The organism is Paraburkholderia sp. CHISQ3 (assembly GCF_030464945.1).
Taxonomy (GTDB): Bacteria; Pseudomonadota; Gammaproteobacteria; order Burkholderiales; family Burkholderiaceae; genus Paraburkholderia; species Paraburkholderia megapolitana.
The window spans coordinates 359,711-381,425 of sequence record NZ_JALPRG010000005.1 but is presented as its reverse complement, the minus strand read 5'-3'; the positions used below and the strand labels follow the sequence as shown (position 1 = coordinate 381,425).

Sequence of the window (21,715 nt, the reverse complement as noted above, 5' to 3'; positions counted from 1 at the left end):
TCGTTGTGCGTCCGGCGCAGCCGTGCGCATCCGCCGATGCAAAACTCCAATCCTTGCTACAGTCACCGTACTCGCGACACACGCAAGGGGCGTCGTGCCGTTGACCGGTCAGATTGGAGGGTAGGGCAATGCGGATTCTCGTAGTGGGAGCGGGGGCAGTCGGCGGTTATTTCGGCGGACGTCTTGTGCAGGCGGGGCGCGATGTGACGTTTCTCGTGCGGCCCGCGCGCGCCGCGCAACTGAAGGATGCGGGTCTTGTGATCCGCAGTCCGCACGGCGATGCGACACTGCGCGACGTGAAGACGGTTCTTGCCGACGGCATTACCGGGCCGTTCGACGTCGTATTGCTTAGCTGCAAGGCGTACCACCTCGATGACGCAATTGCATCGTTTGCACCGGCTGTCGGACCGAACACGGCCATCTTGCCGCTGCTAAACGGCATGCGCCACATCGATGTACTCACGCAAAAATTCGGTGCGGAGCGTGTGCTCGGCGGTCAGTGCGTGATTGCCGCGACGCTGAACGCCGCACGCGAAATCGTGCATCTGAACGACATGCACGCAATGTCATTCGGCGAACTCGCAGGCGGTTCGAGCGAACGCGTGCGCGCGATCGCAGTGCAACTGGAAGGCGCGGGCTTCGATGCGAGGCCCGCAGATAACGTCCTGCAGCAGATGTGGGAAAAGTGGGTATTCCTCGCTTCGCTGGCAGCGAGCACGTGTCTGTATCGAGCGGCGGTGGGCGATATTCTCGCGACACCGGACGGACGCAAGTTGATCGAAGGAATTCTGGCCGAGGCGCGCGCCGTGTCTGCGCACAACGGTCATCCGGTGGGCGACGCGTTCGAAGGCCGGGCCAACACCGTGCTGTTCACCGAAGGTTCGCCGATGACGGCCTCGATGATGCGCGATGTCGAGAATCACGCGCCGACGGAAGCGGATCACATTCTCGGCGATCTGATTGCGCGCGGCGGCGATGCGCAGCACGGCGATGCGTTGTCGCTACTGCGTATTGCATACAGCCATCTGAAAGCCTACGCGGCCCGCGAAGCGCGCGGCGCATAGCAGGCGAATAGGCAGGCGTATAAGCAGTACGCGGCGACAACACCATGCGTGCAGGCCCAACCCTGCACGCACGCCAACCTCACCGTTCGATCTCGCGATTCCAGCGCGTATCCCACTGCGCGCGATGCGCGTTGATCGTGTCCCAGTCCACCACCGTCACCTTGCGCACCAGATCGTCGAGATTGCCGAGACTCTGCTGCATCGGCGCGGGCATCTTCGCGAGGCGGTTGGTCGGGATCTGCTTGCCAGCTTCGGCAGCTTTGGTTTGCGCGGGCGCGGACAGCAGGAACTGCGCGAGCTTCTGTGCGAGCTGCGGGTCCGGGTTGTGGTTGACGACGCACACATCCACCAGCAGCAACACCGGGCCTTCCTTCGGATTCACGTAAGCCACCGGAATGCCTTTGTCCTGCAGGTCGCTGACTGCCGTCGGCGTGAGCGGGAAAAGTCCTGCTTCGCCGGTCTGCACCATCTCCGAAATTTTCGCCGAGTTCGGAATGTACTCGACGACGTTCGGCCCAACCGTCGTCGCCCACTTCGTGAAACCGGGCTCGACATTCTGCTCACTACCGCCGAGCAGACGGTTGATCGCAAGAAAGCCGTGCAAGCCGAACGTGCTACTCGACGCCGATTGAAACACCACCTTGCCCTTGTACTTCGGATCGGCGAAGTCCATCCATGACGTGGGCGGCGCCCAGCCTTTTTCGGCGAACAGTTTCTTGTTGTACGCGATGCCGGTCATGCCGAGCTGAACGCCCGCGCCGACATCGCCCTTCATGCGCGCGAACGGATACAGTTCCTTGAGCACCGGCGCGTCATCGAGCTTCTGGCACACGCCCATGCTGACCGCGCGCGACATCACGCCGTCGTCGAGGAACGCAACGTGGATCTGCGGGCTGTTGCGGTTCGCGAGTAGCTTGGCGAGTACATCGGACGAGGTACCCGGCACCACCACGACCTTCACATTGTTTGCCTTTTCGAAGTCGGGTAAGACCTGACTCGTATAGGCTTTTTCCATCGGGCCGCCGTTCATGCCGATGTAAAGCGTCTTGCTTTGCGACCACGCGGGCGCGGTCACCGTGCACAGACATAACGCGGCAGCGGCCGCGATCGTTGCAGACAGTTTCATGGATGGTCTCCTCTTTAACGATGGACAGACGGGACAGGCTGCGCTGCGATATTCACTACGTCGGGTGATATAGCGGGCGACGCAAAGCGGCCGATCGCAAACGCATCGAGCGGCGTTGCAGTCGTACCGTCGACGATCAGGTCCGCGAGCACTTCACCGACACCCGGCGCAAGCAGAAAGCCGCCGCCGGAAAAACCGAACGCATGCAGCAGACGCGGCACAGTGCGACTTGCACCGATCACCGGGTTGTGATCGGGCGTGCAACCTTCGACACCGCTCCACGTGCGGATCAACAACGCATCGCGAAGCGCGGGCAGCAGCGCGCACGCGTCGCGCATCGCGGCACGCGTCGTTTCGGTGGAAGGCTGACCGTATTCACCATCGCCATGTCCGCGACCACCGCCGATCACGCAGTTGCCGCGCGCAACCTGGCGCGCGTAGATACCGCCGCCGTACACGCCGAGGTTGTGCGTGATGAACGGCGGTAGCGGCTCGGTGACCCACATGTTTGGGTAGATCGGTTGCATCGGCACTGTTTCGCCGAAGCGGTCGGCAATTGTATTCGCCCACGCACCCGCCGAATTGATCAGCCAGTCAGCGCTTGCATGAAGGTTACCGGCACGCAACTGGAAGCGCGTGCCGTCGTGCTCGATGTCGTCTAGCGCAGTGTGTTCGCGTACGTCCGCGCCTGCCGCGCGAGCCGCGCGCGCAAACGCGGGCGATACGAGCCGCGGATTCGCGTGACCGTCGGTGGGGCACAGCGAGCCGCCCAGCGCCGCACGGCCGAGCCATGGGTAGCGCTGGCGAAAGGTATCGCCGGCAATCAGTTGCAGATCGAGACCGTGTTCGCGTGCGAGCGTCGCATACGCTTCGAGCGCGGCGAAATCGGCTTCGCTGCGCGCAAGCCGCAGATGCCCCGACACGACAAATTCTCCATCGATACCGAGCAGCTCCGGCAACCGGTCCCACACGCGCCGTGCGCGCAGCGCGAGCGGCAACTGTTCGGCGGGCCGTCCCTGGCAGCGCACGCCGCCGTAGTTGACGCCGCTTGCCTGCGCACCGCAAAAGCGCCGTTCGAACAACCCGACACGCAGTCCGCGTTGCGCCAATGCCAACGCCGCGGATGCGCCAACCAGTCCACCGCCCGCAATCGCGACGTCGTAGTGCAGCGGTTCATTCATCGCGGGCCTCTTCGGGAATTGCCGTTACGCCTTCCGTGTACAGTGCGGGCGACATCGGAATCGGCTTGATCGGCGCCTGACCGCGCACGCGGCCGATGGCTTCGAGCGGTAACCCGGTTTCCTCGCTGAGCAGCGCGGCGGCAGCTTCACCGCACATGCGTCCCTGGCAGCGGCCCATGCCGACGCGCGTCAATGCTTTCAGACGATTGATCTCGACGGCGTCGCCTGCACGAATGCATTGGCGCAACGTACCTGCGTCGATCTCTTCGCAGCGGCATACGGTCATGCTGTCCGGCCAGCGCGACGTGCAACCTGCGGGCGGTGCGAATGCAGCCTCGATGCCGCTACGAAACACAGCGATGTGTTGCAGCTTGCGTGCGAGTTGCGCAGCATCCGGTTGACCGTCGATGCGCGGATGCGCGATGCCAAGATCGTCGAGCAGGGCGAGCGCCGTGCGACGCCCCGCGGCTTCCGCTGCATCGGCACCGGCGATGCCCGCGCCGTCGCCGGCCAGATAGATGCCGCGCACGGAACTGCGGCCAGTGTCATCGAGTTCGGGCAGCCAGCAGCGATTCAGCGTGTCAAAGTGGAAGCGGCAACCGGCGAGATCGGCAAGCTGTGTCTCGGGTCGCAGGCCGAAACCTATTCCGACCGCGTCGCAAGCCAGCGTTTGTAAAACCGCATCAGGTTCTGCCCGCTGCCGCCACGTAATCCCCGTGACGAAGCGTTCCCCATCAATACCGTCGAGCGTCACGCCGCGTTCGATTCGCACCCCATGCGCCTTGAGCCAACCGACGTAGTAAAGCCCTTTCGCGAAAGTCGATGGCAGACGTGCGAGCCGAGGTGCCGCGGCGACTTGTTGCGACCAGCTGCTCGTGTCGAGCACGGCGGCGATCTGCGCGCCGGCCTTTGCGTACTGATACGCAACGAGGTATAGCAGCGGCCCCGTACCCGCAAGCACGACACGTCGGCCGATCGCGCAGCCTTGCGCTTTTAACGCAACCTGCGCACCGCCGAGCGTATAGACGCCGGGCAGCGTCCAGCCCGGCACCGGCAGCACGCGATCAGTTGCACCGCTCGCGATGATCAGGTGCGAGAACGGCACACGTGCTTCACGGCCCGCGTGCAGCGTATCGAGGTAGCCAGGTTCGCAAGCCCACGCGAGCGTGTCCGGCCGGTAGTCGAGTTGCGGCAGCAGAGCAGCCATCGTCGTATGCAGCGCATCGGCCTTGCGCGCCTCGAAGCCGTACAGCGTAGCTTTTGAGCGGACGAATGCAGCACCTGCAGGTGGCTGACGATAGATCTGGCCGCCCCAGCGCGCGTTCTCGTCGATTACCACCGGCGACAGCCCTGCGGCGACGAGCGTCTGCGCAGCGCGTACCCCAGCCGGACCGGCTCCGACGATCACGATGCGAGCGTCGTCGTGCGTCATTGGTCGGCTCCAGGCAGGCCCGCCAGCGCACGCGTGACGATGCGCATACCGTCGGCAATCTGCGTCGAGCACGCACGGATGCGCGTGCCGTCTTCAGTACGAACCCAGCAGTCCTGACACGCGCCGATCAGGCAAAAGCCCGCGCGCGGTTCGCCGCTGAATTCGCTCGCGCGTACGCTGCGTTGCTGCACGAGGATCGCGGTAAGAACGGTATCGCCGGCAAGCGCCATAGCAGGTTGCCCATCAAGCACGAACGCGAGCGGCGTGCGCTGCGTTTCGGCGAGCCGCACGAACTGTGCATCGGTTGCCTGAGAAAAAAATGAATCAGAAGAAGACATCAATGCTGACCGATCAGAATGCGGTTGAGTCCGTACACGCGATCGAGCAATAGCATCGCGCCTGCGGTAATGAAGATCACGAGCGCCGAGACGGATGCCATCATCGGATCGATCGATTCCGTCGCGTACATGTACATGCGCACCGGCAACGTGACCGTTTGCGGCGACGTGACGAAGATCGACATCGTCAGCTCGTCGAAGCTGTTGATGAACGCGAGCAGCCAGCCGCCGGTGATGCCGGGCAGGATCATCGGTAGCGTGACGCGGCGGAAAGCGGTCCATGCGTCGGCGCCGAGTGACTGCGCAGCGTGTTCGATGCTGCGATCGAGTCCGCTTACCGACGCGAGTACGAGGCGCATCACGAACGGCGTGATGATCACCATGTGTGCGAGCACGAGCCACGCAAACGAGCCGGTTGCGCCAACCAGCGCGAAGAAGCGCAGCAATGCGATACCGAGTACGAGTCCGGGAATAACTAGCGGCGATAACAGCAGACCGTTCAGGAAGCTACGACCTGGAAAGCGCGCACGGCCAATGGCCAGTCCCGCAGGCAACGCAACGATCAGCGATAGCGTGGCCGATGCGAACGCAAGCTTCAGACTGTTGAAGAACGCGCTGACGAAGTCGGGATAATCGAGAATCGCGCGGAACCAGCGCAGCGAAAAGCCGTGCGTGGGCAGCGTCAACGTTTCATCGGGCGTGAACGCAACCAGCACGACGATTGCGAGCGGCGCGAGCACGAACAGGATGACGAGCGTATGGAAGGCGAGGGAGAGTGGACCGTTTTTTCTCATCGTGGGCTCCTAGCCGATACTCCGCGCATAGCGGCGTTCGAGCACGCGGTAGTACGTCAGCATCACGACGAGATTCGCGGCGAGCAGCAACAGCGCGATCGTCGCGCCGAGCGGCCAGTTCAGCGAGCTGAGGAATTCGTCGTAGACGGCGGTCGCCGCAACCTTCAAGCGGCGCCCGCCGAGCAGACCCGGAATTGCAAACGCACTGGCCGACAGACCGAACACCATCAGGCTGCCCGACAGGATGCCGGGCATCAGTTGCGGCAGCACGATGCGGCGCAACGTCGTAGCGGGCGACGCCATCAGCGAGAGCGCGGCGTTCTCGGTCTGCGGATCGAGCTTTTGCAGCGCGGTCCACACGGGGATCACCATGAACGGCAACATCACATGCACGAGCGCGATGACAATCGCGAACGTCGTGTATTCGAGTTTGTACGGGCCAAGACCGAACGCGCCGAGCGCATGATTGACGAGCCCGTCGGTGTTGAGCAGCATGCTCCAGCCGAACGCGCGCACCACCACCGACACCAGCAGCGGCGCGAGAATCACCAGCAGAAACAGTGAACGCCATGGGTCCCGCATGCGCGACAGCACGTACGCTTCGGGCGTGCCGATCGCGATGCACAGCGCGGTGGTCAACACGGCGATGCCGAAGGTCCGCGCGAAGATCGTGTGGAAATACGACGACGTCAGCACTTCCGCATAGTTGCCGAACTGGAATGCGGCGATCGGGCCGCTGGCCGGATCGAAGCGATAGAACGTGAGGACGAACGTCATCGCGAGCGGCACGAGTACGAGCACCGCAAACAACGCGAAGGCGGGCGCGCACATCAGCCACAGCGGCAGGTACGCATGCCACGGTGCGCGCGCGGGCGCAGCGCGGCTGGCCACGGGCAGTGCGCTAGCCATGATGCGCATCCCGCTGAATAAAACGGATCGCTTCGCTGTTCCAGTCGACACCGACCGGTGCGCCCTCGGCGAGCGGTTCGGTGCCTTCGTTCTGACAACACACGAGCACCTCGCCCAGTTTGCTGTCGACGCGATACAACCACTGGCTGCCGAGAAAAAAGCGGCTCGTCACGGTGGCCGACAGCCTGCCGGTGCCCGGTGCACATAGCCGCAGTTTCTCCGGGCGGATGCACAGCGTGACGGCATCGCCGACATCAACCTCGCGTTCACGCAGCGGCAGTTGCGCGGTGCGTCCGGTCTCGGCGAGATCGTGACCAAGGTCGATACGGATCGCTTCGCCATCGCGGCTCACCACCTTGCCCGGCAACATGTTGGCCTTGCCGATGAACTGCGACACGAACAGATTTTCGGGGCGCTCGTATGCGTGATACGGCGTATCGATCTGCGTGATGCGGCCCGCTTCCATCACGACGACGCGATCGCTGATCGACAGCGCTTCGGACTGATCGTGCGTGACCATGATCGTCGTCGTGCCGACCTTGCGCTGGATCGCGCGCAGTTCGAACTGCATGTCCTCGCGCAGCTTCGCGTCGAGATTCGACATCGGTTCGTCGAGTAGCAGCACGGGTGGTGCGATCACGATTGCGCGGGCAATCGCTACGCGTTGCCGCTGGCCGCCGGACAACTCACGCGGAAAGCGATGCGCGAGCGTATCGAGCCGCACGAGCGCGAGCGTCTCGCGAATCCGCTCCTCACGTTCGGCCTTGTCGATGCCGCGCATCTCAAGTCCGAAGCCGACGTTTTCCGCGACGCTCATGTGCGGAAACAACGCGTAGCTCTGGAACACGACGCCAAGGCCGCGCCGGTTCGGCTTCATCTGCGTGATGTCGCGGCCGTCGAGCGTGATGCGGCCGCGCGTCACGTCGACGAAGCCGGCGATCATCTGCAGCGTCGTGGTCTTGCCGCAGCCCGATGGCCCGAGCAGCGACACGAACTCGCCTTTTTCGACCGACAGGTTCACGTCGGCGACCGCATGCAGGTCGCCGAACGATTTCGTCAGGTCCGTGAGTGTGAGGAACGACATGGCGTGGCCTTTGGGTGAGCGCGCACCCGATGAGTCCGTGATGGCTCGGATGAAGCCGACTCTAGCCAGCCAAATTATGCAGCGTCAATTCGATATTCCATTAAATGATATGAAAACGAAAATAATTCCGTTTAATGGAATATATTTGACAGAGGGCATCAAATTGATTCCATTCAAAGATGTGCGAGTAATCCCTGATACTTCCGAACTCAAGCCAGAACGAAGGCGCACGCAGGTATTCTGATATCGAATCGAACCCGTGATAATCTTCCGCTGAATGGAATCAATTTGAAGGAAAGCCGATGGCAACCACCACCCATCACGACGATCCAGCGCCGGCTTCCATCGGCGCGCCGGGCACCGGCATGCTGGCGCGGGCGTTCGCGGTGCTGCGCGCACTCGCGGGCATGCAGCAGGATGGCGCGCGCGTCACGCGGCTTGCGAAGACGGTCGGCCTCACGCAGGGCACCGTGCATCGCATCCTGCAGACACTGATCGTCGAAGGGATGGTCGAACAGGACGAGCAATCGAAGCTGTACCGCCTGAGCGTCGACTTCTTCGCGCTCGCGGCGCAGGCCGGCAACCCGAACGGCCTGCGTACGCTCTGCCGGCCCGCGCTGCTGCGTCTGTGCGCGAGTCTCGGCGACACGATCTTCCTGCTCGCGAAGAACGGTTTCGATGCGGTGTGCGTCGATCTGTGCGAAGGGCCGTTCCCGATCCGCTCGTTCACCGGCGACATTGGCGGACGGGTTGCGCTCGGTGTCGGCCAGGGCAGCCTCGCGATCCTCGCGTTTCTGCCGGAAGCGGAACGCGAAGAAATCATTCGCTTCAATGTCCCGCGCATTCGCGGCTATGGCGTGCTGGACGAGGTCTATCTGCGCACGGAGATCGAGCGTGTGCGGCAGCTTGGCTACGCGGGCCGCAGCAGCGGTGTGCTCGACGGGATGGCGGGGGTAGCGGTACCGGTGCTCGACCGCAACGGTATCGCGGTGGCGGCGCTCAGCGTCGGCACGCTCGCGTCGCGGCTCGGTGACGACCGCTTGCCGATGGTCGTCGAACTGCTGCGGCGTCAGGCCGAGACGATCGGCCCGCAAACCAATCCGTTCGATGCCGCGCTACGCCGCCCGATGCAGGCGCTCGCGGCGGTGGCCGTCAGCGAACGGATCGGCTGACGGCCACCGGTTGCAGGTGCAGCGTACGACCTAGAACACCTTGACCGGCACATTCACCACCAGCCGGTATTCCATGTTGTTGCTGTCCGAGTAGTGCGCCTGCGAGACGTGCCACATCGCGATGAAGGTGATCTTCGTATCCTTGAAGCGACCGCTTTGCAGCGTATAGCTCGGAATAAAACCGATCTCGTGATGACGGCCGTGCACCGGTTCGCCGTTCTTCCAGTACAGATCGCGGAACGGACTCGACAGCGATGCGTTCGCCGCCGCTTCCGCCGAAGCATCCGCGCCCCAACCGGTCAGCCCCCACAGCATCGCCTTGAAGCCCGGCAAGCCGAGATACTTGCCGTCCACCGAATAACGCAACTGCAACGATTTCTCGTGCGGCGCGTTGTAGTCGACGTCCATCGAGTTGGTCAGATAGATGCCATTGGTTTCGTTCACATAGTCGAAGAACTGGTCGCCGAGCACCTGCTGGTAGCCGAGCAGCAGCGAATGCGCGCCGTGCTGCGCGGACAGCGCGAGGCTGTACGCGTTGCTGTTGATGTGGCCTTCCAGCGCGTTGCCGGTGTCGTGCGTCGAGTAGATGTTGGCGAGGCCGGTCCACTTCACCGTCGATGGATCGCCGATCGAGTGCGTGACCGAAGCGAAGTACTGGCGCCATACGTTATCGGCCTGATCCGCGTACAGCGACAGCGTGCCGTTCGGCGAGTAGTTCCAGTTGCCGCCCACATAGCTCAGCCGGTCGAACTTCACGCCACCGTATGAGGTGCTCAGCGAGGTCAGACGCGTTTGCCCGCGCGCATCGGTTTTCGTGAAGCTACCGGCTTCGAGCGACATGTCCTTGACGTCTTTGCTGACGAGCGACACGCCGAGGAAGGTCGGCGGCAACGCGCGGTTGTCGTGCGGCTCGAGGAACGGATTCGACACGGTCTGCAGACCGTACTTGACGACGGTTTCCGAAATGCGTCCCTTGATGTCGTACATGCCCGGATAAGCCCACGCAAGCTGGTTCGAGCCGCCGCCAGGCGCGACGTGCACCATGTTGCCAGCGCCCTGGCCGCCGTCGAGTTTCAGCGCACCGAATAGCGACGCATCGACGCCGAAGCCGATCAGCCCCTGCGTGTAACCCGACTGGTAGTTCGCCTGCGCACCCTGTACCCATGAGTGGCGACGCGGACCGCCCTTGACCTCCAGATAGTCGGAGTAATTGCGGAATTGCAGGTCGAGATGGCTATCGGCGATAAAGCCGTTGCTTTTCGCCTGGCTCGATAGCGGTGTGGGCGGTAGCTGGATCTGGTCGGCTTCCGCGTTGACGATGACGTTCTCGGTCGGCGTGGGACCGACGGGTGACGTTTGTGCGAGTGTGATGGCCGCTGCCGTTCGCGCGGCAACGCCAGTAACTGCTGGCATCGCGTCGTCTGCGTATGCGCTGGCTGTCGCTGCGAGCGCAGTCAGTGCGGGCAGGCCGAGCATCAGCCAGGTGTTTCTTGATGTTTCGGGTCGAGAAAGGGTGCTTTTCATCTAGATCTCTTTTTTATGGTGTTGAACCTTCGACTGACGGTCGGCCAGTCCACGCGTTTGCCCGTTCTGCGGTAGCAGGACGAGCGTCTCCAGCGACAGGGCGGGTCAGCCCTGTCGGGAAAGGATTACTTCAGGGTTGGGGATGCGCGTCTAGTCGGCGCCGACGCGAATGCACGCGATGCGTGCCGTGCCGGTGCCGCGCGTGAGCGGTAACGGCGTTTCGCTTGCACAGGCATCGATGGCTTCGGGGCAGCGGTTGCGGAATGCGCAGCCCGACGGTGGCGAGAGCGGCGACGGAATTTCGCCGCGCAGGAGCAGATGCTTGCGTGCCTTTTCGATCGCCGGATCGGGTACCGGTACCGCAGACAGCAGCGCGCGCGTGTACGGATGGCGCGGCGTCTTGTACACGTCCTGACGGTCGCCGAACTCCATCACGCGGCCCAGGTACATCACGAGCACGCGCTGGCTGATAGCCTTGACCACGGCGAGATCGTGGGCGACGAACAGCATCGAGAGTTGCAGTTCGCGCTGCAGATCGCGCAGCAGGTTGACGATCTGCGCCTGGATCGACACGTCGAGTGCCGACACGGGTTCGTCGCAGATCACCAGTTGCGGCTCGCCGATCAGCGCGCGTGCGATACCTACACGCTGGCACTGACCGCCGGAAAACTCATGCGGATAGCGCCGCAGATGTTGCGAATTCAACCCGACACGTTCGAGCATCGCGAGCACACGGCGGCGCACGTCTTCTCGGCCGACGCCGGGGCGATGCGTGGTGAGCGGTTCGGCGACGATCTGTTCGATCGTCATGCGCGGATCGAGTGAAGCCAGCGGGTCCTGGAAAATCATTTGCACGTCGCGGCGCAGTTGCGTCGTGTCGCGTCGTGTCGCGTGGCCTGCCGGATGTACGGTTTCCGCGCCGAGCCATTGCACGCTGCCGGCACTGACCGGTACGAGACCGACGATCGCGCGCGCGAGCGTCGACTTGCCGCAGCCCGACTCGCCGACGAGTCCGACCGTTTCGCCGCGGCGCACATCGAACGTCACGCCGTCGACTGCGCGCAAGGTCGCTTTGCCCGACCACGGCAAGCCGCCGCGCGAGACGCGGAAATGTACCTTCAGGTCGCTGACCGAGAGCACGGTCGAGGTATCGAGGTTCACAGCCGGCGTGGTCATGGCAGCGCCTCCACAATTTCATTGACGGGACGATGGCACGCGCGGCGCGCGGTGCCCGGCGCTTTGCCTGGACCGACCGGTGGAGTCGCCGTCGAGGCGAGCGTCGGCGGCGTCGTGCGGCACACATCGAGCGCGAACGCGCAGCGCGGCGCGAACGCACAGCCCGCGCCGAGGTGACCCGGCATCGGCGGATTGCCGGGGATCGTGCGCAGCGGTGCGTCGCGGTCGTAGTCGAGCGCGTCGTCGTCGGTGAGGCGCGGCAGTGCGTTGAGCAGGCCGATCGTGTACGGATGCGTCGGCGCGGCGAACAGCGTTGCGGCGCTCGCCTGTTCGACGGTCTGGCCGGCGTACATCACCATCACGTCGTCGCACAGACCGGCGACCACACCCATGTCGTGCGTGATCAATACGATCGCCGTGCCGCGCTCGCGGTTCAGCTCGCGCAGCAGCTCGATGATCTGCGCCTGGACGGTGACGTCGAGCGCGGTGGTCGGCTCGTCGGCGATCAGGATCTCCGGTTCGAGCAGCAGCGTCATCGCGATCATCACGCGCTGGCGCATGCCGCCGGAGAACTCGTGCGGGTACATGCCGATGCGTCGTGCGGCGTCGGGAATGCGCACCGTTTCGAGCGTTTCGATCGCGCGGCGGCGTGCCTCACGGCGCGAGACGCCGCGATGCAGCTGCAGCGTCTCGGTCATCTGCCGTTCGATTGTCAGGAACGGATTGAGCGACGTCATCGGGTCCTGGAACACCATACCGATGCGGTCGCCGCGAATCTTGTTCAGCGCGCCTTCTTTCATCGCCAGCAGGTTTTCGCCGCGATAATTCGCTTCGCCCGATACATGGCCGTTCGAGGCCAGCAAGCCGAGCAGCGCCATCACGGTCTGGCTCTTGCCCGAGCCCGATTCGCCGACGATGCCGAGCGTCTGGCCCGCGTCGAGCGAGAACGACACGCGCTGCACCGCATCGACGGGCGGGCGGTCGCGGCGCGTGAAGCGCACGCTCAGGTCTTTCACTTCCAGCAGGGCCATCTCAACGCTCCTTCGGGTCGAGCGCGTCGCGCAGACCGTCGCCGACGAAACTCACGCAATAGAGCGTCGCGCACAGCATCACAGCGGGACACAGCAGCAGCCATGGCATCGATTCGAGCTTCTGTGCGCCGTCCTGGATCAGCACGCCCCAGCTCGTCATCGGTTCCTGCACACCGAGACCGAGGAACGACAGCACCGATTCGGTCAGCACGATGTTGGGCACCGTAACGGTCGCATACACGACCACAACGCCGATCAGGTTCGGCACGATGTGACGCGTGATGATCGGACGCGAGCCGATGCCGATCGCGCGTGCGGCGTCGACGAATTCGCGCGTGCGCAGCGACAGCGTCTGGCCGCGCACCACGCGCGCCATGTCGAGCCACGAAAACGCGCTGATGGTCAGCACGACCAGATAAAACGCGCGGCCGAACAGCGTCATCATCAGGATGGCGATCAGCATGTAGGGGATCGCGTACATCATGTCGACGATACGCATCATCCCCGAATCGATGCGTCCGCCGAGGTAGCCCGCCGTCGCGCCCCACGCGACGCCGAACAGACCCGATACCAGCGTGCCGAGCAGGCCGACTTCGAGCGATACGCGACCGCCGACCAGCGTACGCACGAGCAGGTCGCGACCGAGTTCGTCGGTGCCGAACCAGTGCGCGTTCTGCCAGGTCGGCGGCAGGCTGATCGACCCCCAGTCGCTGTTGATCGGATCGTTAGGTAGCAGCCACGGGCCGACGAAGCACGCGATCACGATCAGCAACAGGATGACGAGCCCGGCCATTCCCGCGCGATTGCGCAGGAAGCGCGCACAGGCGGTGGCGAACGGGCTGCGCGAGCGCGGCGGCGCAACCGCGGCCGACGGTGCGTCGAGAGCAGGAGAGAGGCGGCTCATGGGATCAGTAGCGGATGCGCGGGTCGAGCCATGCATACGCGAGGTCGACCAGCAGGTTGAACAGGACGGCCACGGCGGTGGTCAGTACGACGAGACCAAGCACCAGCGTGTAGTCGCGGTTGATCGCGCCGTTCACGACGAGCTGCCCGAGCCCGGGCAGCGCGAACACCGACTCGGTGACGACTGCGGCGGTGATCGACGAAATGCAGATCGAACCGAGCAGCGAGACGACCGGCATCAGCGCCGGTTTCATCGCGTGACGCATGATGATCGTGCGGCCCGGCAAGCCCTTCGCGCGAGCCGTGCGGATGAAGTTGCCGGACAGCACTTCGATCATGCTGCCGCGCATGACGCGCGCAATCGCGGCGACGTTGATGATGGTGAGCAGCACGATCGGCAGCACGCGGTAGCGCCATTCGCCGTTGCCCCAGCCGCCGGCGGGCAGCAGCCCGTCGCCAGCGGAGGTTTTCAGCAGGATCGCGAAGACCCATACGAGCACCGGGCCGAGCACGAACGGCGGGATTACGTTGCCGATATTGCCGAGCACCATCACGATGTGATCGATGATGCTGTCGCGCCGGACCGCGGCGAACGTGCCGAGCAGCACGCCGATCGCGAGCGCAATCGGCACCGACACGCCGCCTACGCCGAGGCTCACCGGCAGTGCATGCCACACCAGATCGTTGACCGACCAGTCGACATAGCGGAACGACGGCCCGAGGTCGCCGTGCAGCAGCGAGTTCAGATACAGCAGGTACTGCCGCCAGAGCGGCAGATCGAGGTGGTACTTCGCATTGAGGTTGGCCATCACGGCGGCCGACAGATGCTTGTCGGTGTCGAACGGCCCGCCGGGAGTCAGATGCAGCAGCAGGTAGCACGCGGTGATCACGGCGAGGATCGTCGGGATCGCCCATAGCGTGCGTCTGAGGGTGTACGCCAGCATGACGGGACTCCGGTGCTCAGTGCTTGATCACGTACAGGTCCTGCGACGAGCGCATGTCGATGTAGTTGGTCGGCAGATAGCCGCCCAGATACGACTTCACGAGCCGGTCCGCCGAGTACTGGAACAGCGGGATCAGCGGGTAGTCGTTCATGGCGAGAGCGTGCGCCTGGGTGAGCAGCGCGGTGCGCTTTGCGTCGTCGGTCTGCTGGTTGCCCTGGGCGATCAGTGCGTCGACCTTCGGGTTGCAATAGTGCTGGTCGTTCTGCACGCTGCCGCAGCGGATCAGATCGAAGAACGACATGGCGTCGTTGTAGTCGACGAACCAGCCGTCGCGCGATGCTTGTACCTTGCCGTCGTGGCGCTCCTTGAGCAGCACCTTGTACTCGACGTTTTCGAGCTTGGCGGTGACGCCGAGCTTGGTACGCCATTCGGAGGTGACGAAGAGGGCGACCTTCTTGTGCAGGTCGTTGGTGTCATACGTCAGCGTGAACGTGAGCGGCTTGGCGTCCGAATAGCCGGCCTGCTTCAGCAGGTTGCGCGCGTAGTCGATGCGCTTGGCCATCGGCCACGAGGCCCAGTCGGGGGTGAAGACGCCCGCGCCCTTGGTGCCCTTCACGATCAGGCCGTACATCGGCTCTTCGCCGGCTTGCGTGAGCTTCGAAGTGAGCAGGTCGCGGTCCAGAACCATCGACAGTGCCTGACGCACGCGCACGTCCTTGAACGCCGGGTTGCTGTTGTCGAGGCTGTAGTAGTAGGTCGCGATCTGCAGGCCGGTGCGCAGCTCGCCGCCGAACTGCTTCGAAACCTGCGCATAGATACCCGACGGAATCGAGTACGTGTAATCCATCTGACCGGCCTGATACATGCGCATGGCCGTTTCGTTGTCTTCGATCGGCAGGTACGTCACCTTCGAGATCACCACCTTCGGCGCGTTCCAGTAGTGCGTGTTCTTCACCATCACGATGCGGTTGTTCGGCTGCCAGTCGGTCAACGCATAGGCGCCGTTGCCTACCAGGTTGCCGGGGCGCGTCCATGCGTCGCCAAATTTCGTCACCGTCGCGCGATCGACCGGTGCCATCGTCGCCATGGCCGTAAGTTCGGGGAAGAACGCGGCCGGCACTTCGGTGGTGACTTCGAGCGTGTAGGGATCAGCCGCGCGCACGGCGAGGCTAGACGGCGGCATCTTGCCGGCAATCACGGCCTTCGCGTTTTTCACGAATTCAACGAGGATCGTGTACTTCGAGCCGGTTTTCGGATCGACGACGCGCTGCCACGCATAGACGAAGTCCGCTGCCGTGACCGGCTGGCCGTTGCTCCACTTTGCGTCATGACGCAGCTTGAATACCCATGTGTCCGGCCCGGTGCGCGTCCACGACTGCGCCACACCCGGTACCACCGCGCCGCTCGCGTCGATGCGCGTCAGGCCCTCGAACAGGTCCAGGCCGACCGTATTGCCGTTCCACGACTCGATGTGCGCGGGGTCAAGCGACTCGACCTCGCCGCGCACCTGGCGGGTGATTTCCTGGCTGGGAGAGAGCGCGACGCCTGCGGGGACCGTAATGGCACCGGCGGGGAGAGTAAGTGCGAGGGTAGACGCGAAGGTGAGCGCGGTCAGCGCCGTCGCGAGGGCGGACGTTTTTTTCATAGGTAAGGTGGCAGAAAGGGTGATGGGAACACTGCTGGCGTGCGCGGCCACGCGCCCGGTGATTAGCCTGGGCGGGGCCGGGGCGGCCCCTGTTGTCTGTCCAGCATCGAGGAATCCTTACAATTCGTAACGCAGGCATGCGATTCGATGCGTCGGACCCGGCCGATCTGAAATGCCTGCGATCTAAAACAGTCTCGGCGTACCCACCCAGACGACAGTCGATTCCGCACGGGCCGTATTCGCCCAGCTATGCGGCACCGTCGATTCATAATGCGCGCTGTCACCCGCGTGCAGGACGAACGTCTTGCCTTCCAGTGTCAACGATACCTCGCCGGCGATCACGTACAAAAACTCTTCGCCCGCGTGCGTCGTGACTTCCGAACGCTTCTGCCCGGGCGGCATCTTGACGAGAATCGCCTCCAGCTGGCGACCCCCGGACAGATTGGTCATCCGGGCAAACAGGTTGGCCGAGTCGGCAAACCCGAAAAACTTCAGCTGATCCCCGCGGCACACCGAGCGTTCTTCGCTGGGTGTGTCCACGAAGTACTGCACTTTCACGCCAAGCGCATGGGCAATGCCCGCCAGCGACGTGATGGACGGCGACGCCAGGCCTCGCTCGACCTGCGACAGGAACGGCTTTGAAATGCCGGCCGCGCTTGCCGTGTCGTCGAGGGTGCGCTTCAGGCGTTGCCGCAGTGCGCGTATCTTGCTACCCAGCGCAAGCGCCGGATCCTTCTTTTCGAGTGTCGAGACCATAGCAGGACGAAATCACCCCGTCAAAATTTGTTTGATGTAAGTAAATCTTGTTTGATAGCCTGCGCGCACTGGGCAAGGGGTTGTGCACCGTGGCGCATGACCTCGGAAACATGCAGGGAAAACGCACTATGTTGCCAGAAGCCTCACGTCTGACCGCAGAACGACGTGAAAGATGCTGTAGAACCCGCACCGTCCCCGCTGAAATCTGCGCCAGTCAGGAGATTAAGGGATTCGACTCGATCCGCATAACGTCTTCCTTACGCAGTGGGCAAGGAAGGCGTAACGGTCGCCCCGCAAAGCAAGACGGGCGGCGGCGATGCGCTTTGATATCAGTGCATTCCCGGAGTGACGCGTTGAGCGTTCGTCGGGAGAATCGCGAGCGCTCGCCGGCCGGCACAACTTTTCGGTCTGCTTGCGACACTCAATCCCGTGCGCAGCGATCCTGCAACGGCTGCAAGTCGGACCGATTCCACCCGGATCGCCCGCGTATGACCGAAATGGACCACAATTTCTACTCTGAGCTTTCCCGTCTGCCTGACGCAGGGCCGTTGCCCGCACAGCGCAGCAACGTCTACCGCCGGCCAGCCTGCCTTGCCGGCACCGCGGCACGGTTTTCCCGTCATGCATTATCATTGCGCCCGTTCCGCAAACCGGAGCCGCGGCGCCATGTTACGCGATTCATTGCGTGCCGGGCTGCCCTCCTATTCCCTGGTTTTTCCGTTTCGACGTGCAGATGAACGTGCTCGACAGATGCGTTCGTGCGCACGATCCGGCGCTGCATTACGCACGCCGGCATCCGACGATCTCCAGACTGGTTTTCCTGCGACGCGCGCGGCCTGTGCGCGTCGGCGTTAGTGTATGAACACGAGGTACATGATGAATTCACCCGTCTCCCAGACCCGATCGTTCTCGACGGTCTTCCTGATCGAAATGTGGGAGCGTTTCGGCTACTACGGTATGGCCGCGCTGCTCGTGCTGTTCATGGTCAACCGGCTCGGCTTCTCGGACAGCCACGCCACGCTCACGTGGGGCGCGTTCACGGCGCTGGTGTATGCGGCGCCGTCGGTTGGCGGCTGGATCGGCGACAAGATTCTCGGCACGCGTCGTACGATGATCTGCGGGGCACTCGTGCTGGCCGCCGGCTATCTGATGCTGGCAATGCCCACTGATGCGCTGGGCCACATGTACGCATCGCTCGGCGTGATCGTGGTCGGCAACGGGCTCTTCAAGGCGAACGCGGCGAACCTCGTGCGGCGCATTTACGAAGGCGACGATGCGCGGATCGACAGCGCGTTCACGATCTACTACATGGCGGTCAACATCGGCTCGACCTGCTCGATGCTTGCCACGCCGTGGATTAAAGATCACTGGGGCTGGCACGCGGCTTTCGGCGTGTGCTGTGCGGGCATGCTGCTCGGTGTGCTGAATTTCCTCGTTCTGTACCGCTCGCTCGCGCATATCGGCTCCGCGCCGGATGCCGAACCGGTCCGCTGGAAAGCCGTCGGCGTACTGGTGCTGGGCGCGATTGCGCTTGCCGTCGCGACGACCTACGTGCTGCAGCACAAGAGCATCGCCGTGGCCTGCGTGTATGCGGCCGGCGTCGCGATTCTCGGCATCTTCGGATACATGCTGACGCGCTGCGAACGCTCGGAACGCGCAGGCCTCATTGCCGCGCTGATCCTGACGTTGCAGGTCATTCTGTTCTTCGTGTTCTATCAGCAGATGTCGACATCGCTCACGCTGTTCGCGCTGCGTAACGTCGACCCGCGGTTCTCGCTGTTCGGCGTGTCGCTGTTCTCGTGGAGCGCCGCGCAATTCCAGGCGCTCAATCCAATCTGGATCATGGTGCTGAGTCCGATCCTCGCGCTGCTGTACACGCGGCTCGCGCGTAGCGGCAAGGACGTGCCGGTTGCCGTGAAATATGCGCTGGGCTTTGCGGTGGTGTCGGCGGGGTTCTTCGTCTATGCGCTGAGCGGCCGCTACGCGGTGGACGGTCGCGTGTCGTCGTGGTTCATGGTCGGCGGCTATGGGCTGTACTCGCTCGGCGAACTACTGGTGAGTGGTCTCGGCCTCGCGATGATCGCGCGCTACGTGCCGGTCCGCATGAGCGGTTTCATGATGGGTGCGTACTTCGTCGCGACCGGTGTGTCGCAGTATCTTGGCAGCGTGGTCGCGAATTTTGCGCAGATGCCTTCCGGCGATCTCACGGCGGTGCAGTCGCTGCCGCTGTACACGAAGCTCTTCACCGGGCTTGGCTGGCTTGCCGCGGCGGGCGTGGTGGTGGCCGTGCTGTTGCTGCCGCTGATGCGTCGCCTGTCGCGCGAACATCAGCGTTGCACCGACGAAGCACGCGAAAATGCGCAGCGCGATTCGGGTACGTTGGCCGCTGCGGCGCAATGACGGTCATTCAGGTGTTGCCGTATTGATCGATGGGTTTCACGTGTGCGAAAGCGCCCACTAGCGCACGCACAAACGCACTAAAACAAACGGCCCCGGCAGAGAGACGATGCCGGGGCCGTTTGTCACTACGAGATGCGTTCGCGCTGAGCTGCGCGTTTCCCGCCTAGCCGCGCGGAATCACGAGCCGCTGCCCGACCAGGATCAGGTTGGGGTTCGGCAGGTTGTTGCGTCGCTGGATCTCGACGTAGCGCGCGGAACTGCCCAACTGGCTCGATGCGATCAGGTTCAACGTATCGCCCGACTTCACGATGTAGGTCTTCTCGTTGCCCTGTGCGGCGGTCGTCGCGATCTGGTTGCTGATGAAGTATTTGCGGAGCAGATCGAGATACTCGGGCGATTGCCTGACCTTGGCGATCGCCGAATTCAGGTACACCAGCAGGTCGTTATCGCTCTTGCGCACGCCGATCTTGTACGCGAGGTTCGAACCTTCCAGTTTGCTGACCGCGAAAGTCAGGTCGGTGCCTTCAATTTCCGCGACACCGAACGGGTAGTCGTAGACGATCGCGTCGACTTGTCCGTTGTTCAGGAAGTGCGCCATCCACGAACGCTCGCCGTTGATGCTGGCATCGGACAACTCGACCACCTGGTTGCTCGGGAACGCCTTCGTCACGAACGCCTTGACGTCGGGGTCGCCCTGCAGGATGCCGATCTTCTTGCCGGCCAGATCGGCTGTCGAATGAATCGACGAACCCTTGCGTACGATCAACGCGTAACCGAAGTCATCGATGTAAGGCACCGTGTAGACCACGCCGTTGGGCGTGTCGTCGGAGAACGTCAGACCGTCCATCGCAATGTCGACGGTGGCGTTGCCGTCCTTGTCGGTCTGCGTGAGCTGCGCGGGAACGGCCGGGTAGGTGTCCACGCCGTGGCCGGTATCGACCTTGATCGTGCTGTGGTCTCCCGAAGTGAATTCCTTCTGCGCGAACAGCAGCTTCGCGAAATCGACGTTAAAGCCCTGCGGTTTGCCGCCGTCTTCCGAGTAGAACGGGCGCGACGGATTCTCCACGCTGATGCGGACTACGCCGTTTGTCACAATCGATTTCAGCGTGTTCTTGTTCGGCACGAACCCGTCCACGGCGACCGATTGCACGACGTTCGTGCTGGCGTTGTTGCTGCTACTGCCGTTGCTGTTGCTATTGCCGTTGCCGCTGGAATTCGAGCTGTCGCTGGAACCGGTCTGCGTCGACGATGACGAAGAGGGCGACGCCAGGCGTTGCACCAGACCACCCTGATAGATCAGCCATCCCGCAACGAGAATGACCAGAAAGATTGCCGAGCCTAGTATTTTTTTCATTGTGTCTGTTCGGTAGTTGGACGTGTCGAGAGTGCTGTTTCGCTGCTTACTGTTTCGAAGCGATCTGCGGCGATGCGAGCGGCGTGGATGACGCCCCCGATCCCGCTGTCAGAAGGCTTGCGTTCGCCGCCTGCTGGGCCTGCTGAACTTCCGGGTTATCCATCAGCGAGGTTTCCATTTCCGAGAAAGCCTTGTTCACCGAATTGGTCACCGCGTCGATGGCGGCATCCGTCTTGATCTGCTCGAAGGTATTGCTGGTTTGCATGCCGGCAATCTTGTTCATGCGCTGCGCCGATTGCGACATGTCCCACAGCGCCTTCGCGCGGTCGATCGCGTTCGAAAAATTCTGCAGTTCCGACTGAACCTGCTTATAGCGTTGCTCGCGGAAGGTCAGCAGCTTGTTCATCGTGGCCAGTTGCGCTTCGAAGCGCTCGGCGTCGTCGGGATACTGCTTCTTGAACTGCGCGGTCTTGGTCGCGAAGTTCGCGACTTCCGTGCGGAAGCCGGTAATGCTGTCCTTGAACTTCTGCGCGGCCTGTTCCTTTTCCGCCAGTTGGTTATAGAGCGTCTCGATCGGGTTGGTGCCCGCCTCGTTGACCATCATCTTGACCTTCTGGTTCGCGAACTTCATCGCGATGACCGGCGCGAAGTTGATCGCCGCGAGCCCGATGACCGCGGCCGCGATGAGGCCGACCAGCCCCTTGATCAGCAGAACCACGAGCGGGGCGACGACAATGATGCCGAGGCCGATGATCCCCCACTTGATGAGCTTGACCTTGCTCTGATTCGTGCCTGAATTGCCGGTCGTCATATCTTTGGACATACGAGCTACCCCTGTGACGTTTATACGAACTGAATGGTGAAGCTTGAATCAATCGTTAA

General features: G+C 63.1%; 20 protein-coding genes. 4 read left to right on the top strand and 16 right to left on the bottom strand.

Annotated elements, in window-relative coordinates; genetic code table 11:
• Positions 1-128: 128 nt before the first annotated feature.
• Entirely contained in the window at positions 129-1,064 is a 936-nt protein-coding gene (panE, locus tag M0D65_RS14415; RefSeq protein WP_266253277.1) for a 2-dehydropantoate 2-reductase, read from the top strand.
• A gap of 79 nt (positions 1,065-1,143) precedes the next feature.
• On the opposite strand, the gene M0D65_RS14410 is transcribed toward panE, so the two are convergent.
• Genes M0D65_RS14410 through M0D65_RS14380 form a run of 7 tightly spaced genes read right to left on the bottom strand, consistent with a single transcriptional unit; the run spans position 1,144 to position 7,928 of the window.
• Positions 1,144-2,190, bottom strand: a complete 1,047-nt coding sequence (locus M0D65_RS14410; protein ID WP_266253276.1) for an ABC transporter substrate-binding protein — start codon at positions 2,188-2,190, stop codon at positions 1,144-1,146.
• Between the two features lie 14 nt (positions 2,191-2,204).
• On the bottom strand, positions 2,205-3,371 hold the full coding sequence (locus tag M0D65_RS14405; RefSeq protein WP_266253275.1) for an FAD-binding oxidoreductase: 1,167 nt from the start codon (positions 3,369-3,371) through the stop codon (positions 2,205-2,207).
• Positions 3,364-4,803, bottom strand: a complete 1,440-nt coding sequence (locus M0D65_RS14400) for an NAD(P)/FAD-dependent oxidoreductase (RefSeq protein ID WP_266253274.1) — start codon at positions 4,801-4,803, stop codon at positions 3,364-3,366. The genes M0D65_RS14405 and M0D65_RS14400 overlap by 8 nt, the downstream gene beginning before the upstream one ends.
• Positions 4,800-5,141: a (2Fe-2S)-binding protein gene (locus M0D65_RS14395; RefSeq protein ID WP_266253273.1), complete on the bottom strand. Its 342-nt coding sequence runs from the start codon at positions 5,139-5,141 to the stop codon at positions 4,800-4,802. The genes M0D65_RS14400 and M0D65_RS14395 overlap by 4 nt, the downstream gene beginning before the upstream one ends.
• Positions 5,141-5,935 carry an ABC transporter permease gene (locus M0D65_RS14390; protein ID WP_266253272.1) on the bottom strand — a complete coding sequence of 265 codons (795 nt, stop codon included), beginning with the start codon at positions 5,933-5,935 and terminating at the stop codon, positions 5,141-5,143. The genes M0D65_RS14395 and M0D65_RS14390 overlap by 1 nt, the downstream gene beginning before the upstream one ends.
• A 9-nt stretch (positions 5,936-5,944) precedes the next feature.
• A complete protein-coding gene (locus M0D65_RS14385; protein WP_266253271.1) occupies positions 5,945-6,844 on the bottom strand; it encodes an ABC transporter permease in 900 nt (299 codons plus the stop codon).
• Positions 6,837-7,928, bottom strand: a complete 1,092-nt coding sequence (locus M0D65_RS14380) for an ABC transporter ATP-binding protein (protein ID WP_266253270.1) — start codon at positions 7,926-7,928, stop codon at positions 6,837-6,839. Before M0D65_RS14380 ends, M0D65_RS14385 begins: the two co-directional genes overlap by 8 nt.
• Here M0D65_RS14380 and M0D65_RS14375 point away from each other — a divergent pair.
• On the top strand, positions 7,927-8,172 hold the full coding sequence (locus M0D65_RS14375) for a hypothetical protein (protein WP_266253269.1): 246 nt from the start codon (positions 7,927-7,929) through the stop codon (positions 8,170-8,172). The genes M0D65_RS14380 and M0D65_RS14375 overlap by 2 nt on opposite strands.
• A gap of 58 nt (positions 8,173-8,230) precedes the next feature.
• Positions 8,231-9,100, top strand: coding sequence for an IclR family transcriptional regulator (locus M0D65_RS14370; protein WP_266253268.1), 870 nt, complete (start codon positions 8,231-8,233; stop codon positions 9,098-9,100).
• A gap of 30 nt (positions 9,101-9,130) precedes the next feature.
• Here the strand turns inward: M0D65_RS14370 and M0D65_RS14365 are convergent, their stop codons facing one another.
• The 7 genes from M0D65_RS14365 to M0D65_RS14335 form a co-directional block, all read right to left on the bottom strand.
• Positions 9,131-10,576: an OprD family outer membrane porin gene (locus M0D65_RS14365; RefSeq protein WP_266253408.1), complete on the bottom strand. Its 1,446-nt coding sequence runs from the start codon at positions 10,574-10,576 to the stop codon at positions 9,131-9,133.
• Between the two features lie 198 nt (positions 10,577-10,774).
• Positions 10,775-11,800, bottom strand: a complete 1,026-nt coding sequence (locus M0D65_RS14360) for an ABC transporter ATP-binding protein (RefSeq protein ID WP_266253267.1) — start codon at positions 11,798-11,800, stop codon at positions 10,775-10,777.
• The gene (locus M0D65_RS14355; protein ID WP_266253266.1) at positions 11,797-12,831 is read right to left on the bottom strand and encodes an ABC transporter ATP-binding protein; all 1,035 of its coding nucleotides are present in this window, start codon (positions 12,829-12,831) and stop codon (positions 11,797-11,799) included. Before M0D65_RS14355 ends, M0D65_RS14360 begins: the two co-directional genes overlap by 4 nt.
• 1 nt (position 12,832) lies before the next feature.
• A complete protein-coding gene (locus tag M0D65_RS14350) occupies positions 12,833-13,735 on the bottom strand; it encodes an ABC transporter permease (protein WP_266253265.1) in 903 nt (300 codons plus the stop codon).
• 4 nt (positions 13,736-13,739) lie between these two features.
• Positions 13,740-14,678 carry an ABC transporter permease subunit gene (locus M0D65_RS14345; protein WP_266253264.1) on the bottom strand — a complete coding sequence of 313 codons (939 nt, stop codon included), beginning with the start codon at positions 14,676-14,678 and terminating at the stop codon, positions 13,740-13,742.
• A 16-nt stretch (positions 14,679-14,694) separates the two neighbouring features.
• Positions 14,695-16,323, bottom strand: coding sequence for a peptide ABC transporter substrate-binding protein (locus M0D65_RS14340; RefSeq protein ID WP_266253263.1), 1,629 nt, complete (start codon positions 16,321-16,323; stop codon positions 14,695-14,697).
• A gap of 183 nt (positions 16,324-16,506) precedes the next feature.
• Positions 16,507-17,079 (bottom strand): cupin domain-containing protein, encoded by a 573-nt coding sequence (locus tag M0D65_RS14335; RefSeq protein WP_091008268.1) that lies wholly within the window; start codon positions 17,077-17,079, stop codon positions 16,507-16,509.
• A gap of 873 nt (positions 17,080-17,952) precedes the next feature.
• Here M0D65_RS14335 and M0D65_RS14330 point away from each other — a divergent pair.
• Complete coding sequence (locus M0D65_RS14330; RefSeq protein WP_266253262.1) at positions 17,953-19,479, top strand: peptide MFS transporter; 1,527 nt, start codon at positions 17,953-17,955, stop codon at positions 19,477-19,479.
• A gap of 163 nt (positions 19,480-19,642) precedes the next feature.
• Here M0D65_RS14330 and M0D65_RS14325 read toward each other — a convergent pair whose 3' ends face one another.
• Together M0D65_RS14325 and M0D65_RS14320 are read right to left on the bottom strand one after the other, a co-directional pair.
• Complete coding sequence (locus tag M0D65_RS14325; RefSeq protein WP_266253261.1) at positions 19,643-20,833, bottom strand: transporter substrate-binding domain-containing protein; 1,191 nt, start codon at positions 20,831-20,833, stop codon at positions 19,643-19,645.
• A gap of 46 nt (positions 20,834-20,879) precedes the next feature.
• Entirely contained in the window at positions 20,880-21,656 is a 777-nt protein-coding gene (locus M0D65_RS14320) for a hypothetical protein (protein ID WP_177228244.1), read from the bottom strand.
• Between the last annotated feature and the right edge of the window lie 59 nt (positions 21,657-21,715).

Bases quoted from the DNA above. Each gene is read 5' to 3' on its own strand.
- M0D65_RS14405 (WP_266253275.1), bottom strand. From the start codon at position 3,371: ATGAATGAACCGCTGCACTACGACGTCGCGATTGCGGGCGGTGGACTG.
- M0D65_RS14340 (WP_266253263.1), bottom strand. From the start codon at position 16,323: ATGAAAAAAACGTCCGCCCTCGCGACGGCGCTGACCGCGCTCACCTTC.
- M0D65_RS14335 (WP_091008268.1), bottom strand. From the start codon at position 17,079: ATGGTCTCGACACTCGAAAAGAAGGATCCGGCGCTTGCGCTGGGTAGC.
- M0D65_RS14385 (WP_266253271.1), bottom strand. From the start codon at position 6,844: ATGGCTAGCGCACTGCCCGTGGCCAGCCGCGCTGCGCCCGCGCGCGCA.
- M0D65_RS14410 (WP_266253276.1), bottom strand. From the start codon at position 2,190: ATGAAACTGTCTGCAACGATCGCGGCCGCTGCCGCGTTATGTCTGTGC.
- M0D65_RS14365 (WP_266253408.1), bottom strand. From the start codon at position 10,576: ATGCTCGGCCTGCCCGCACTGACTGCGCTCGCAGCGACAGCCAGCGCA.
- M0D65_RS14400 (WP_266253274.1), bottom strand. From the start codon at position 4,803: ATGACGCACGACGACGCTCGCATCGTGATCGTCGGAGCCGGTCCGGCT.
- M0D65_RS14370 (WP_266253268.1), top strand. From the start codon at position 8,231: ATGGCAACCACCACCCATCACGACGATCCAGCGCCGGCTTCCATCGGC.
- M0D65_RS14345 (WP_266253264.1), bottom strand. From the start codon at position 14,678: ATGCTGGCGTACACCCTCAGACGCACGCTATGGGCGATCCCGACGATC.
- M0D65_RS14330 (WP_266253262.1), top strand. From the start codon at position 17,953: ATGATGAATTCACCCGTCTCCCAGACCCGATCGTTCTCGACGGTCTTC.
- M0D65_RS14360 (WP_266253267.1), bottom strand. From the start codon at position 11,800: ATGACCACGCCGGCTGTGAACCTCGATACCTCGACCGTGCTCTCGGTC.
- M0D65_RS14375 (WP_266253269.1), top strand. From the start codon at position 7,927: ATGGCGTGGCCTTTGGGTGAGCGCGCACCCGATGAGTCCGTGATGGCT.
- M0D65_RS14355 (WP_266253266.1), bottom strand. From the start codon at position 12,831: ATGGCCCTGCTGGAAGTGAAAGACCTGAGCGTGCGCTTCACGCGCCGC.
- M0D65_RS14350 (WP_266253265.1), bottom strand. From the start codon at position 13,735: ATGAGCCGCCTCTCTCCTGCTCTCGACGCACCGTCGGCCGCGGTTGCG.
- M0D65_RS14395 (WP_266253273.1), bottom strand. From the start codon at position 5,141: ATGTCTTCTTCTGATTCATTTTTTTCTCAGGCAACCGATGCACAGTTC.
- M0D65_RS14320 (WP_177228244.1), bottom strand. From the start codon at position 21,656: ATGTCCAAAGATATGACGACCGGCAATTCAGGCACGAATCAGAGCAAG.
- M0D65_RS14390 (WP_266253272.1), bottom strand. From the start codon at position 5,935: ATGAGAAAAAACGGTCCACTCTCCCTCGCCTTCCATACGCTCGTCATC.
- M0D65_RS14325 (WP_266253261.1), bottom strand. From the start codon at position 20,833: ATGAAAAAAATACTAGGCTCGGCAATCTTTCTGGTCATTCTCGTTGCG.
- panE (WP_266253277.1), top strand. From the start codon at position 129: ATGCGGATTCTCGTAGTGGGAGCGGGGGCAGTCGGCGGTTATTTCGGC.
- M0D65_RS14380 (WP_266253270.1), bottom strand. From the start codon at position 7,928: ATGTCGTTCCTCACACTCACGGACCTGACGAAATCGTTCGGCGACCTG.